This is a genomic window from Streptococcus loxodontisalivarius (assembly GCF_016908645.1).
Lineage (GTDB): Bacteria > Bacillota > Bacilli > Lactobacillales > Streptococcaceae > Streptococcus > Streptococcus loxodontisalivarius.
In genome coordinates this window covers 44,138-58,337 of the sequence record NZ_JAFBEH010000007.1, presented here as the reverse complement: position 1 = coordinate 58,337, position 14,200 = coordinate 44,138, and the positions used below count along the sequence as shown (strand labels likewise).

15 protein-coding genes and 1 pseudogene are annotated in these 14,200 nt (G+C 40.9%); 12 read left to right on the top strand and 4 right to left on the bottom strand.

Going from position 1 to position 14,200, the window contains the following annotated elements:
- Positions 1–823: pseudogene (locus JOC28_RS10685) on the bottom strand (transposase); the annotation flags it as partial.
- 211 nt (positions 824–1,034) lie between these two features.
- On the opposite strand from JOC28_RS10685, the gene JOC28_RS02725 reads away from it, so the two are divergent.
- The 9 genes from JOC28_RS02725 (at position 1,035) to JOC28_RS02685 (ending at position 9,065) form a co-directional block, all read left to right on the top strand.
- Positions 1,035–1,580: an LOG family protein gene (locus JOC28_RS02725; RefSeq protein WP_205009116.1), complete on the top strand. Its 546-nt coding sequence runs from the start codon at positions 1,035–1,037 to the stop codon at positions 1,578–1,580.
- A 9-nt stretch (positions 1,581–1,589) separates the two neighbouring features.
- Positions 1,590–2,138 (top strand): nucleotidyltransferase family protein, encoded by a 549-nt coding sequence (locus JOC28_RS02720; protein ID WP_205009110.1) that lies wholly within the window; start codon positions 1,590–1,592, stop codon positions 2,136–2,138.
- A 146-nt stretch (positions 2,139–2,284) separates the two neighbouring features.
- Complete coding sequence (locus JOC28_RS02715) at positions 2,285–2,704, top strand: CopY/TcrY family copper transport repressor (RefSeq protein WP_205009109.1); 420 nt, start codon at positions 2,285–2,287, stop codon at positions 2,702–2,704.
- A 116-nt stretch (positions 2,705–2,820) separates the two neighbouring features.
- On the top strand, positions 2,821–5,055 hold the full coding sequence (locus JOC28_RS02710; RefSeq protein ID WP_205009108.1) for a heavy metal translocating P-type ATPase: 2,235 nt from the start codon (positions 2,821–2,823) through the stop codon (positions 5,053–5,055).
- Positions 5,056–5,081: 26 nt separating this feature from the next.
- Positions 5,082–5,288, top strand: a complete 207-nt coding sequence (locus JOC28_RS02705) for a heavy-metal-associated domain-containing protein (RefSeq protein WP_205009107.1) — start codon at positions 5,082–5,084, stop codon at positions 5,286–5,288.
- Between the two features lie 226 nt (positions 5,289–5,514).
- Positions 5,515–6,057, top strand: a complete 543-nt coding sequence (locus JOC28_RS02700) for a TetR/AcrR family transcriptional regulator (protein WP_205009106.1) — start codon at positions 5,515–5,517, stop codon at positions 6,055–6,057.
- 103 nt (positions 6,058–6,160) lie between these two features.
- Positions 6,161–6,961 (top strand): hypothetical protein, encoded by an 801-nt coding sequence (locus JOC28_RS02695; protein WP_205009105.1) that lies wholly within the window; start codon positions 6,161–6,163, stop codon positions 6,959–6,961.
- A 672-nt stretch (positions 6,962–7,633) separates the two neighbouring features.
- Positions 7,634–8,263, top strand: coding sequence for a trimeric intracellular cation channel family protein (locus tag JOC28_RS02690; protein ID WP_205009104.1), 630 nt, complete (start codon positions 7,634–7,636; stop codon positions 8,261–8,263).
- Positions 8,256–9,065, top strand: a complete 810-nt coding sequence (locus tag JOC28_RS02685) for a Cof-type HAD-IIB family hydrolase (RefSeq protein WP_205009103.1) — start codon at positions 8,256–8,258, stop codon at positions 9,063–9,065. Before JOC28_RS02690 ends, JOC28_RS02685 begins: the two co-directional genes overlap by 8 nt.
- A gap of 45 nt (positions 9,066–9,110) precedes the next feature.
- Here JOC28_RS02685 and JOC28_RS02680 read toward each other — a convergent pair whose 3' ends face one another.
- Positions 9,111–9,668, bottom strand: coding sequence for a TetR/AcrR family transcriptional regulator (locus JOC28_RS02680; protein WP_205009102.1), 558 nt, complete (start codon positions 9,666–9,668; stop codon positions 9,111–9,113).
- 145 nt (positions 9,669–9,813) lie between these two features.
- Here JOC28_RS02680 and JOC28_RS02675 point away from each other — a divergent pair, with 145 nt between their 5' ends.
- Positions 9,814–10,659, top strand: coding sequence for a DegV family protein (locus JOC28_RS02675; RefSeq protein ID WP_205009101.1), 846 nt, complete (start codon positions 9,814–9,816; stop codon positions 10,657–10,659).
- A 12-nt stretch (positions 10,660–10,671) separates the two neighbouring features.
- Here the strand turns inward: JOC28_RS02675 and JOC28_RS02670 are convergent, their stop codons facing one another.
- Together JOC28_RS02670 and JOC28_RS02665 are read right to left on the bottom strand one after the other, a co-directional pair.
- Positions 10,672–11,172, bottom strand: a complete 501-nt coding sequence (locus JOC28_RS02670; protein WP_205009100.1) for a YgjV family protein — start codon at positions 11,170–11,172, stop codon at positions 10,672–10,674.
- Positions 11,172–11,726, bottom strand: coding sequence for a peptidase (locus tag JOC28_RS02665; RefSeq protein WP_205009099.1), 555 nt, complete (start codon positions 11,724–11,726; stop codon positions 11,172–11,174). The genes JOC28_RS02670 and JOC28_RS02665 overlap by 1 nt, the downstream gene beginning before the upstream one ends.
- 199 nt (positions 11,727–11,925) lie before the next feature.
- Between JOC28_RS02665 and JOC28_RS02660 the strand changes: the two genes are divergently transcribed.
- Both JOC28_RS02660 and JOC28_RS02655 read left to right on the top strand, forming a co-directional pair.
- On the top strand, positions 11,926–13,560 hold the full coding sequence (locus tag JOC28_RS02660) for a Na/Pi symporter (protein ID WP_205009098.1): 1,635 nt from the start codon (positions 11,926–11,928) through the stop codon (positions 13,558–13,560).
- 304 nt (positions 13,561–13,864) lie between these two features.
- Positions 13,865–14,149, top strand: coding sequence for a lactococcin 972 family bacteriocin (locus JOC28_RS02655; RefSeq protein ID WP_205009097.1), 285 nt, complete (start codon positions 13,865–13,867; stop codon positions 14,147–14,149).
- Positions 14,150–14,200: the final 51 nt, after the last annotated feature.

Here is a 14,200-nt window from a genome sequence, read left to right as displayed (position 1 = left end):
TCAAATTGGTTCATGATTTGAACACGCAATCGGTTCATAGCACGAGATAGATTTTGGACAATGTGAAATCTATCCAGGACAATTTTAGCGTTAGGGAGTGAAACAGTCTGGGGATAGACTGTTTCAGCCTGAGCTTGAAAATAACAGAGCGAAGGGATTTGGCAAGTCCATAGTAAGGGCTGAACATGTCCATTGTTATGACTTTAACGCGTCTGCGAACCTTGTGAGAATAGCGCAGAAAGTGGTTTCTGATGACAGCCTGCGTGCGTCCATCAAGAATAGCGATAATCTTGTTAGAATCGTAATCCTGAGCGATAAAGCTCATTTTCCCCTTCTTGAAGGCATACTCGTCTCAAGACATATTTTCAGGAAGCCAGTTCAAATCAGTCTTACTTTCAAAGCGGTTAAGTTGGCGATAGACAGTTGAAACAGAGATGGCAAGGTCGCTAGCGATGTTGGACATAGCCTCACGGCTCATGAGTTTCTCCGTGATTTTGAGGTTGACAATATTGGGGATTTGATGGTTTTCTCGAACAAGCGAAGTCTTAGCGACAGCCATTTTTCCGCAAGATTTACACTTAAAACGGCGCTTTTTGAGACGAATGAGAACCTTGTAGCCCACCATCTCCAAGTACGGAATCTTGCAGGGCTTTTGGAAGTCATACTTAGCCATTTTTTCTTGGCAGCTGGAGCATTGCGGCGCATCGTAATCTAATTTGGCATAAAAGACTTTGTGAGTTGAAAATTTATCAAATTCTTTTTCAAAAGTGATGTTAGGGTCTTTAATATCGAGCGAGTCTTTGATATAATCTATTTGTTCCATATGAATCTTTCTAATGATGGTTTTGTCGCTTTTCATTATAGGTCATGTGGGACTTTTTTATACTCAAAAAGCCCTACAATCTCTATGGTGGGTTTACCCACTACAGAAATTATAGAGCCAAAAAGAAGAGGTTGGCTAAGGCCAGCCTCTTTTTTGCTTTTGTGTTATGATTAAAGCAATAGAAGTAGATTGAAAGAAAGTGAGAATGACAATGAGAGTGACCGTATATTTGGGCGCTAGTTTAGGTAAGGATGACAGTTTTAAAGAGGCAACACTTGAGCTTGGACAGTGGTTGGTAGATTCTGGCTATGATCTGGTTTATGGTGGCAGTAAGGTTGGGCTGATGGGAATATTAGCAGATACAGTCTTGGCTGGTGGAAGACAAGTTTTCGGCTATATACCAACTTTTCTGAGAGATCGTGAGATTGCTCACGCTGGTTTGACAGACCTGACTGTTGTAGAGACAATGAGTGAACGTAAGCAACTGATGATTGAAAAGGGTGATATCCTCCTTGCTCTGCCTGGTGGTCCAGGGACTCTTGAGGAGATTTCGGAAGCAATCTCTTTGGCGCGTGTTGGTCAGCATGATAAGCCCTGCATTTTACTGAATATCAATGGTTACTATAATCCTCTAAAGGCTCAGTTTGAGGCCATGGTTGCCTCTGGTTTTCTAGATGCGAAGGTCGCACAAAAGACTCTCTTTGCTGATAACCTAGATCAGATTGAGCGCTTTCTGGCTAGTCAAGGCTACAAGTGAGGACATTTTATGGATCTCGTGACTTTATTTGAGCAGGACCCAGAATTGATGCGGATTTTTAGGATAATCGCAGAGCTAGGTTTGAAGGATTCTTGGCTAGCTGCTGGCACTCTGAGGAATTATGTTTGGAATACTTTATCAAATAGGAAAGGTCTCGAGAATGCTAGTGATTTAGATGTGATTTTCTATGATCCAACAGTTACCTATGAGCAAACATTGGCCTTGCAAGAAGATCTTAATCACCGCTATCCTGATTACAAGTGGGAAGTCAAAAATCAAGTCTATATGCATAGCCACAGTCCGAATACAAGCTCCTACCTGTCTTCATGCGATGCAGTTAGTAAATACCCTGAGCGCTGTACAGCCATTGCTGCGCGTCTTAATGCACAAGGTCATCTAGACCTTTTTCTCCCATATGGCTCTGATGATATTGAAGAATTTATTGTAGAAGCAACACCGCATTTTGCAGCGGACAAAGATCGGATGTCTGTCTATCGGGAGCGTCAGGCTAAAAAGAACTGGAGCAAGATATGGACTCAGTTGGATGTGAGATATTAAAAAAGAGTCTCAGGACTTTTTTTAGATTTTTAAGTTGACAATTGTAGACCAAGGTAATATAATAAGTTTACAAAAGTAAACGAAGGATATAAAAAGTTGAAAACTTGAATATAAGCCTTGTTCAATAAAGAAGAAAGGAGTTTTCTATGACAATTTCAAATGCTGAATGGGAAATCATGAGAGTGGTTTGGACCAAGCAAGAGACAACCTCAAGTGAAATTTTAGATGTTCTGAGTCAGAAGACGGAATGGACAGCATCGACAGTTAAGACTCTCTTGAGACGTCTGGTTGACAAGAGCTATCTGGTGACAGAGAGAGTTGGCAAGGCATTTATTTATCGACCTTTGATGACTGAAGAAGAGAGTATCAATCGTCAGGTAGATCAGACCTTTGCTAAATTTTGCCAGCAAAAGCACCTGTCTATCTTTGAACATCTTCTGGAAGAAGCTCCGATGACAGCTGAAGATATTGCTCGCTTGCAGGCCTTGCTAAGTCAAAAGACGACTGTTTCTAACGTTCCTTGTAACTGTATCAAGGGTCAATGCACCTGTAAGGAACATCAGTGATATAGTGAATGGAATAAAAGTTAGGATGGTCTTGAATTGCTTCGATGAATGCCAGTTCTATCTGTCTCAATCCACTATACAAACAGATTTACAGTCTTTAGAAAGTTAGGTTTATTATGAAAGAAGAAGTCTTTGTCATTGACGGCATGACCTGTGCCTCTTGTGCACTAACTGTCGAAAATGCCGTTAAAAAGATGGATAATGTTGATGGTGCCGTTGTCAATTTGACAACAGAGAAGATGACGGTCAATTATGACCCAAGTTTGGTTTCTGAGTCTGATATTGCAAAAGCAGTTGCTGATTCAGGTTATAGCGCTAGTGTCTATGATCCTGCAACAGCTAAAAGTCAGTCAGAGCGTCAGGACGAGGCTACTAAGAGCATGTGGAATAAATTCCTCTGGTCTTCAGCCTTTGCAGTGCCTCTTCTTTACATCTCAATGGGGTCAATGATGGGTCTCTGGTTGCCTGATATCCTATCACCAACTAGTCAGCCGATGATTTTTGCGACTGTGCAGTTGCTTTTGACCCTTCCGGTCATGTATTTTGGCAGACGTTTCTATGTTAATGGCTATCGCGCCCTTTTCAAGGGGCACCCAAACATGGATTCCTTGGTTGCCTTGGCAACCAGCGCAGCCTTTATTTACAGCTTGTACGGCATGTATCATATCGGTTTGGGACATGCCCACCATGCGCACGAGCTCTACTTTGAGTCAGTGGCAGTTATCCTTGCCTTGATTACGCTTGGGAAATACTTTGAAACCTTATCTAAGGGTCGCACGTCAGACGCTATCCAAAAGCTGATGAAGTTGTCTGCTAAGGAAGCTCGTGTTATCCGTGACGGTCAGGAAGTGTCTATCCCTATCGAAGATGTTGTCCTTGGGGACCAAGTTCTGGTTCGCCCAGGAGAAAAGGTTCCTGTTGATGGTAAGGTTATCTCTGGTAGCTCTTCAATTGATGAATCCATGTTGACGGGTGAGCCAATTCCTGTGGAAAAAGCAGCAGATGACCAAGTCTTTGCAGCCTCTATCAATGGTCAAGGTGCCCTCACTATCAGTGCGGAAAAAGTTGGTGATGACACGCTCTTGTCACAAATCATCAAACTGGTTGAGGATGCTCAACAGACTAAGGCACCGATTGCTAAGATTGCCGATAAGGTGTCAGGTGTCTTCGTTCCAGTTGTTATGACAATTGCCCTTTTGACAGGTCTCTTCTGGTACTTTATCATGGGTCAAACTTTCGTCTTTGCCCTTCAAACTGCCATCGCTGTTCTTGTTATTGCCTGCCCATGTGCTCTTGGGCTTGCGACTCCAACTGCTATCATGGTTGGTACAGGTCGTGCCGCTGAAAATGGTATCCTCTACAAACGTGGTGATACCCTTGAAAATGCTCACCACTTGGATACTATCGTCTTTGATAAGACTGGTACTATCACACAAGGAAAACCTCAACTTGTTGCCCTTCACGCTTTTTGGGAAAATGAGCAGAGCTTACTAGCTCAAGTAGCTTCTATCGAAAAAATGTCTGAACACCCACTTAGCCAAGCCATTGTCGAAAAGGCTGAGAGTGACAATTTGACATTACTTCCGATTGACAACTTCCAATCATTGACAGGTTTTGGTTTGCAGGCTGACATTGATGGACAGACTATCTTTGTTGGGAATAACAAACTCATGACGCAAGAAGGCGTTTCTCTTGAGCAAGTTCAGGACTTGGTTGCTGAGGCTACTGAGAAAGGTCAAACCCCAATCTATGTTGCTAAAGAAGGTCAATTGATTGGTTTGATAACTGTTGCCGACCTTGTTAAGGAAGACAGTAAAGAAACAGTAGCTCGCTTGCAGGCTATGGGAATCGAAGTTGTCATGTTGACAGGTGACAATCAAAGAACAGCGCAAGCTATTGCCAAAGAAGTTGGTATCAAACGTGTTATCAGCGATGTCTTGCCAGACCAAAAATCACAAGCTATCAAAGACTTGCAAGCTCAGGGCAAAAATGTTGCTATGGTCGGTGACGGAATCAATGATGCCCCAGCCCTTGCAACAGCTGATATCGGTATCGCAGTCGGTTCAGGTACTGACATTGCTATTGAATCAGCCGATATTATCTTGATGAAACCAGAGATTTCAGATGTGGTTAAAACCTTGTCTATCAGCCGTTTGACCATCAAAGTCATCAAGGAAAATCTCTTCTGGGCATTCATCTATAATGTCCTTGCTATCCCAGTTGCCATGGGTGTCCTCTATCTCTTTGGAGGACCACTCCTCAATCCTATGATTGCAGGTTTGGCTATGGGCTTCAGCTCAGTATCCGTTGTCCTCAACGCCTTGCGTTTGAAATATATTAAATTAAGCTAAATAAGAAAGTAGAAAGAGGTTCTATTATGGAAAAAGTATATGAAGTATCAGGAATGAAATGTGAAGGCTGTGCCAAAACAGTAACTGAAAAACTTTCAGCAGTTCGTGGCGTTGAATCAGTTGAGGTTAACCATGAGACAGGTCAAGCTAAAATCGTAGGTAAACCTTTTAAACTCTCCCTCAAAAATGCTCTTAAAGGTACAAATTATAGCCTAGGAAAAGAGATTAAATAAGAAAAAACAGTTTTCAAAAACTAGCTTACATGAAATGGGCATTCCTATATATGATAGGGAATGCTCATTTTTTTCTTATAGATTATATTAAAACACTTAGAAAGTTACAGTAAAATCTGAGTCATGTCACCAAAATTTGTTACGTTTGACAGATGAATGACTAGTATTGATGACATCGCATGAAACTAATAAGAGTATGCTATACTAAGAAAAAGGAGTGAATATAATGGATTTACGTCAATATAAAACGAAGACATCTATTAAGCAAGCATTTTTTGAGTTATTATCTGAAAGAGATTTTGCTAAAATAACGGTTGCTAATATTCTTGAGAGATCTATGGTTGGTCGAACAACTTTTTATCGTTATTATTTAGATAAATATGATTTAGTAGAGCAGTTAATAGCAGAAATTTCTTATAATTACGAACAAACCTTGCATCTCCATCTTGAGACTGAAGATAAGAATATTACTGGGCTACTCGATAATTTAAGGGAGGAGACTAGAGAATTACTACTCTTACGTCGGATTGCTAATAAGGAATTAGAAATCGACTCTATGCTTAAAAATCATTTAATGACTATTTTTCAAAATACATTTGTAGATCGAGTAAAGATCAACCGACCGGAAATATCAGTAAATCTACTTTCTGCCTTGGTTTTGGAGCTTTTAATTTGTCAAGAAAAAGGAATATTTCAGGGTGAAGAGAGTGAAATTGATGAAATCTTTGATGATTTATCCCAACTTTTGCAACTTCTTCGGAACAATTAAGCTTGATTTGTCCCAAAAGGAATAGATTTGGGTTAATTGTCTCTCGTTTTTGAACGAAGACAGAGTTACAATACTGTCATCAAAAGAAATGAGGTATATTCAAATGACACAATATCCTGAATTGAAAGCTACTATCAATGGTCGTGAAGTCTGTTGGGAAGAAATTAGCCACTGGAAAGCTATGCGCTCAGCTCATGTACTGCAAGAACTGGTTGATTTTGGACAAACACTATACTTAAATGGTCAACCATTGCCAAATAATCAATTTTACTCACTGAGTGAAGACGAGTTGTTGCAAGCCTCTATCGAAAGCAAGCTTGCTTTGGGACAAGATAAAATCTTGGAGCTCTATGCGGATAAATTAGCTGAAAGTGACCAAATGTGGACTGACATTGTTGCGAATACACCAAAAGGTGCACCTCTCAAAGAAGCTCACGTTATCTTTGAAATCAAAGGTATTAGTCCAGCATTGATTGCCAATATTGATAAAGAAGGTGGTATGGATGTGCAAGCATCCTATGCTATTCATCCTGAACATTATGTTTTTTCTCAAAAGGGTAATGTTCAACATGTTATGGAAACTTTTGGAGGTTATAAAAATCCCTCTTATTTCCGATTGGAAATGTTAGATCCAAAGACGAATCAGTTACCAGGAAAAGTTGATCCTAGAGCTGTTAATATCATTTTTGGTGTTGGACATCTTGTCTCTAAAGAGTTAAATATTCAACAATATGCGATGCATCAATTCATCCCGACAGAAACAGGTTTGAAAGTGGATTTAGGTATATTTGCGCCAGCAGGAGTTCCTGATGAAGCAATTGTTGGGCATATGGAACATTTTGCAGTTGAATTCGGATCTATATTTAAGATGGCTATTGATGCTGGACGTCAAGCCGCAGGATAAAATAATATCTTCATAGATTGAATAGGCTAGAGAAAGATTTATATCTTTGATAAATTTACTGTTTGAGTTAGAGGAAATTCCCTTTGTTTAAAGGGAGATACGAATCAAAAAATAAAATTACACTGTACTTTCAAGATTGAGTTACAGTGTTTTTATGTTTGAAGTGTATTCTTAGCCAATATTTTGTCTTTATAGAAGCACCTTTTCATGATAAACTAGGAATAGCTAAATGATGAATGCGCTTTTTATGGCTATTTGCTAGGGGCTTATGTCATGAGAGTCAAATACCAGCCTTTGAGAAGTGCAAAAAAGATAGTTCTTACTAGAGTCTAGCGACTATGCATTGTTTTAAGCGTCGTAGGCGTCTGGTGCTGAAGCACCTAGTCGCCCTGATGTGGGTGCGTCTGCGAAATCAAAGATTTGGGACTTTTGATGAAAGTTTTACTTTCTTCATTACCCACCTCAAACTGTCTCCCAGACAGTTTGAGCATATTTTTGTCTTGCTCGCTTAACGGCTTTTGTATCATGTTATTTGAACACAGGACTAATTCACTAGGAAAAAGATAAGTCTTCCAGAGAGGCTAGCCTCTCTGTCAGCCTTCCTATTTTTCTTCGTGAATTTCCAGCAAGCTGGAACGTCCCTTTGTATCATAAATTTTGAAAGGAAGTTTAATGGAATCCACGATTTGGGAGATTTTGTCAATCATTGGTACGATTGCTTTTGCGGTGTCGGGTGCCTTGGTTGCTATTGAGGAAGATTTTGATGTTTTGGGGATTTTTACGCTTGGTTTTCTGACTGCTTTTGGTGGTGGTACTATTCGTAATCTGCTGATTGGTCTCCCTATGACGGCGCTCTGGAGTCAGCAACTGGAGTTCTATACAGCGCTTGTGGCCATCCTTCTTTTGATTATTTTTCCGCAGCTGGTTTTTAGGCATTGGAAAAAGGCGGAGCTGTGGACAGATGCCCTGGGCTTGGCAGCTTTTTCAATTCAAGGAGCTCTGCACGCGCAAAATCTCCATCAGCCATTGAGTGCCGTAATCGTTGCTGCTGTTCTGACTGGAGCAGGAGGTGGCGTTGTTCGTGATGTTCTGGCAGGGCGCAAGCCCATTATCCTCAGAAGTGAGATCTATGCTGGCTGGGCAATCTTAGCTGCCCTGCTTATTTACTTCCATATTGTCACCAGTGATCTGGGCTACTTTGGTCTTGTGATTGCCTTGACAGTTTTGAGAATGTATGGTTATTGGAAAAATTGGCACTTACCTAAGGTGACTTGGGTGGAAAGAGAGGACAAAGATGATTAAACTGATTGCCATTGATATGGACGGAACGCTATTGAATAGTCAAAAGGAGATTCCAGAAGAAAATATTCTAGCCATCCAAAAGGCGGCTGCAGCAGGAGTTAAGATTGTGCTCTGCACAGGTCGTCCCAAGTCTGGAATCCTTCCCTACTTTGAAAAGCTAGGTTTGACTGAGGAAGAATATATTATCATGAATAATGGCTGCACGATATACAATACCAAGGACTGGGACTTGATTCACTATGAATCTCTGACTAGTCAGGAGATTGCCCAACTGCAGGCAGCTTGTCAGGATGTTGAAGGTGTTAGCTTGACTTTGACAGGTGAGAAAACCTACTATGAAGTGGCGGACAAAGTGTCAGATTTGGTTGCTTATGATGCTGGCTTGGTTTTTGACACAGCCCAGGCTAGAAGTTTGGAAGCAATTGACCAAGAAGGAGAAATCATTTTCCAAGCCATGTATATGGGGGAAAAAGAATTTTTAGATCCTTTTGAACAGTCAGTGGATGGAGAGCTCAGCCAAGTCTTTTCAACCGTTAGAAGCCAATCTTACATTTACGAGGCTATGCCTAAGGGGGCAACCAAGGCATCAGCCCTCAAGGTTTTAGCCCAGCATTTGGGCTTGACAGAAGACAATATCATGGCCATGGGTGACGCTGCTAATGACCTTGAGATGTTGACCTATGCTAAGCACAGCGTTGCTATGGGAAATGCTTCCGCAGACATCAAGTCTCTCTGCCGTTACACAACGACAACAAATGATCAAGCAGGTGTAGCGCAGGCTATTTACGATTACGTTTTATAATGAAAAAATCTCCGATTCGAAATTGAATTGGAGATTTTTTTGTAATTAGGGAAGTAATGGAAGGTCTATGGCAGCCATCTCCTCTTCTGGAATGGTCATGCCATCAGAAATCCATTTGATTAGGACTGATAAAATAGCTGTTGACCAGAAGAAGTTACTGTAAGATGTTAACTCTTTCTTCCTATGATTTTGGTATTTGGATAGGCTTTCCAGTACCATCTCATTCAGCCAGTGGTCCAATTGGTTTTCTTTGGCAAGTCGGATAAGATGAGCCTCTTTTTTACTCTCCCTAAAGAGAAAGAGCCAGGCTTGATAGCGGTCTTCTTCCAGATTGAAGCGCTGCATTTGCTTCATAATCCGACGAATAACACGACGAAAGCGGCCTTTGAGGATGGCTTCTTTGGATGTAAAGTTGCGGTAAAAGGCATTGCGTGAGACGCCAGCCTTGCTGACGAGTTCAGAGATGGTCAGTTGTTTTAGGGACTTGTTTTCAAGGAGTTGTAGCAGGGCTGTCTCTAGGGATTCGATGGTTAGTTTTTGAGAGAGTCGGTTGGATTTTCTCAAATTCTTGATAGATTCAGATGATATCCGTTTTTCAGCCATGACAAGTCCTTTCTATTTGTGACGTCTGACAGTTTTTTGATCCTGTCAGAGTCTCTTCATGTTATAATTGTAAGTGAAATTAGTTTGTATGTCAAACTAATTTGAAGAAACATACCTTTTAAGCAAATAGAAATGAGGACATGCTATGTCATGGAAAATTGTTGCCGATTCAGGCTGTGATTTGAGAGAAGTTGCAGAGCTTGCCCCACAAACAAGTTTTGTACGTGTACCCTTGACCCTACAAATTGGAAATCAGATTTTTGTCGATGATGAAGGGTTAAATATAGAAGATATGATGGCGACCCTCTATGGAACGCCAGCGGCTGCCAGTTCAGCCTGTCCAAGTCCTGATGCCTTTTTACAGGCCTATGAAGGAGCAGATAATGTTATTGTGGTGACTATTACAGGTAATCTATCAGGAAGCTACAATGCTGCAAGGCTAGCCAAGGAGATGTTCCAAGAGACAAATCCTAACCGTAAGATTCATGTCATTGACAGTCTTTCAGCTGGTGGCGAATGTGACCTTCTGGTTGAAGAAATTAATCGTCTGATTGCTCAAGGATTGAGCTTTGAAGAGGTTGTCGATGGCATCACTGCCTATCAAGAAAAGACTAAGCTGCTTTTTGTTCTCGCCAAGGTTGATAATCTTGTCAAGAATGGTCGTCTCAGTAAGCTCGTCGGTAAGGTAGTAGGACTTTTAAACATTCGCATGGTTGGTGAAGCTAGCAGCCAAGGAACCTTGGAGCTTTTGCAAAAAGCGCGTGGTCAGAAAAAAGCTGTTCAGGCTTCCTATGATGAGATGCGTAAGGCTGGCTATCAAGGTGGGCGAGTTTTGATTGCTCACTGCAATAATGAGAAGATTTGCCAGAGCCTTCGGGAATTGATTCAGAAAGATTTTCCCCAAGCTCAAGTTCAGGCAATTCCAACTTCAGGACTCTGCAGTTTTTATGCTGAAGATGGCGGTATCCTATTAGGTTACGAGGTCGAATAAGAAAAAACAGCCCTACGAAAGGCTGTTTTTCTTGTAGTCTTTGTAAATAGCAAAGCTGGTTGACAGGCTGATAAAGATATCCATAGCGACAGCAGGATAGGCTTTAATGGTCAAATCATAGACCAGCCAGAGTAACATATTTTCAATGATAACCCAGCGCAGCCATTGAACCTTATCAGTCATGAAGGTTGCGATAGTGTAGGAGACAGATGACAGAATAGGCAAATAGCCAATCAAGCCAAGTTTGTTGAAATAGCTTCCCAGCACAATCTGAATAAGAACTAAGAAAATAGTCATATTTTTGCTGTCTTTTTGAATTATAATCAAACTATTTCTGACAATAGAGACTGTGATGGTAATGGCACCAGTGTAGCCACCTAGCATGAAATTGGCTATGGCTGTGAAAATATAGTCGGCAATCTGCCAAGCCATCATGCTTTTTTTCTGCTTAGCAAAAGAGGACACCGCTAAGCAGGTGGCCCCTATGGCTGAAAAGATGAGAGCTAAGCTCATTATTGGTAACCGTCGCTTGTCACAGTAGCATCATTTGTGTAAGTGCTATATGTTGCAGCGCTTTGACTAGTTGTTGTCGTTGCAGCTGCAGCAGTAACGCTTGATAGGGCATCTAGGCGAGCTTGAAGGCTAGCTTTGACACTTGTATTACCAACGGCATTGATAGCATTTTGAGCATTTGTCAGTGTTGTATCAGTTGGGTTGCTTTCAGCTGCTGCAACAGAAGCGTTAGCTGTCGCTTGGTTAGTCAATTCAGTTGAAACAGCATCGATACGAGCTTGAAGACTAGCCTTGCTTGTTGGGTCAGTCACGGCATCAACAGCAGCTTGAGCCAAGGCAAGGTTGTCTTGGTTTTGATTGTCTTCAAGTGCTTTAACGGCTTCTTCAGCAGTTGCAGTAAGATTGCTGTCGCTTGTTGAACTTGTTGTTTGGCTAGTTTGGTTTGTTGAAACAGTCGCTTCTTGACGTCCGAAGGTGAAGTAAAGACCAGCTGAGAGTCCTAAAACAATCAGGGTAAGAAAGAGAAAAACAATTTCACTTTTTGATGATTTCATATATTAGTATCCTTTTGTCTTAAATTTATGGAAAATTCCCATTCACCTCTATTATAGAATAAAATGGCTATTTTTCCAAGAAAATTCAGATTAGAATTTAGAGAGAATAGCAAAAAGAGCTTGTCTCAGAGTCCATAATCTTATAGAATAGAAATGTTGGTTTAAAATCAACTATTCTACAAATGATGAGGAAAAAATTGTGTCCGTAAATTGGCAAGAAATTGCATTTAGTTTTTTAGGTGGCCTAGGTCTCTTCCTGTTTTCGATTAAGTATATGGGAGATGGCTTACAGCAGGCTGCCGGGGATAAGCTGCGCTACTATATTGATAAGTACACCAGCAATCCCTTTTTAGGTGTCTTGATTGGTATTGCCATGACAGCCTTGATTCAGTCGAGTTCAGGGGTTACTGTTATCACCGTTGGTCTGGTTTCTGCTGGTCTTTTGACCCTGCGTCAGGCTATTGGTATCGTTATGGGTGCCAATATTGGAACGACAGTAACATCTTTCTTGATTGGTTTTAAGTTGGGTGATTATGCCCTGCCTATGATTTTTATTGGTGCTGCTCTGCTATTTTTCACAAGTAATAAAAAAGTGAATAACTGGGGGCGTATCATCTTTGGTGTCGGAGGGATTTTCTTTGCCTTGAATCTGATGGGTGATGCTGTTGAGCCTCTGAAATCAGTGGATGCCTTTAGAGATTACTTGGCAACGCTTGGTGATAAGCCTATCATGGGAGTTTTGATTGGTACTGGTTTGACCATGTTGATTCAGTCTTCTGCTGCAACAATCGGTATCCTGCAAAGCCTTTATTCTGGCGGTTTGTTGGACCTAAAAGGTGCCCTGCCTATCTTGTTTGGCGATAATATCGGAACAACGATTACAGCTGTTTTGGCGGCCTTGGGATCAAATATCGCTGCTAAGCGTGTCGCAGGTGCCCATGTGATGTTCAATGTTATCGGTACTGTGCTCTGCATGATTTTCTTGGTACCTTTTACAGCAATGATTCAATGGTTTAAGACCCAGCTAGGTCTGACACCTGAGATGACCATTGCCTTTGCCCATGGAACCTTTAACATCACCAATACCATTATTCAATTCCCATTCATCGGTGGTTTGGCTTACTTGGTGACTAAGATTATTCCTGGCGAAGACGAGGCGCCAGCTAAGTATGAGCCAATCTACTTGGATCGTAACTTGATTACTCAAGCGCCATCTATTGCTTTGGGAAATGCTAAAAAAGAACTTGTACACTTGGCTTCATATGCTATCCAATCTTTGGAAGCAGCCCACTCATATACCATGACTTCAAATGACAAGTACGCTGATAAGGTTCACAAGTATGAAGAAGCGGTTAATACGATTGATGAAGAATTGACGACCTACTTGATTGATATCTCGAACGAATCACTCAGTCAGAGTGAAAATGAAGTTCTCGCTAGCGTCCTTGATTCTTCTCGTGATATTGAGCGAATCGGTGACCATTCAGAGAGTTTGGCAAGCCTAACAGCCTATGTCATCTCTAAGGATGTAACCTTCTCAGAAGCAGCGCAGGCAGAATTAAATGACATCTACGATAGAACACATCGTTTAGTTCTTGATAGTATTCGTGTTCTAGTTGATAATGATAAGGTTCTTGCTGGATCTGTTATTGAACGTCACAAGGAAATCGAATCTCTTGAGCGCCAGCTTCGTAAGATTCATACCAAACGATTGAACAAGGGTGAATGTAGTGCCCAAGCAGGTATCAACTATGTTGATATTCTCTCTCACTACACGCGCATCACAGACCACGCCCTTAACCTCGTTCAAAAAGTAACAGAAGATAGTATTTAAGAAAGCACCTTCGGGTGTTTTTTAGCTGAAGACAAATTTCATTTTGAGGTTTGTCTTTTTTAGTGTATGTGAGACAAGGAATAAATACTAAAAATTAATTATTTAATCCTGATTAGAAATCTATTTGTCGTAAGTCTTTTATAGCTAGCCATAAAAAATAGTTATAAGACAAATCTTATTTAGAGTGATATACTAATGATATCAATTGATAGTAAACGTTTTCGCAAATATTAGGAGGTGGTTCCGATGTCTTTAGATGGTAGTAGTTTAGTTGAAGAAGATAGTTTTGAAATGGAGGATTATTATGGAAATAAAAAGATTTATTATCAGTGGGGCTATCGTATCACTTTTAGCTCTAGGAGTTTCTACAACTGTCAGTGCAGGCACTAGCTGGGATTATGGTTATGGTGTTTCGACAGCCTATTCTAATTATTATCACTCCCACAGATCTCATGGTGCTAAGGTTGTCAATAAAAATACAGGACGTGTGGGTATAGACAATAAAGGCGCAGGAGCTTGGGCAAAAGCAGTTGTGGGAAGAAATGTCACAGAAAAAGCTAGTTTCTATTATAACAACTCAACATACTAGCTATTGATAAATAGTTCTAGAAAGGGAGGCAAAAACCTCCTTTTATGTTTT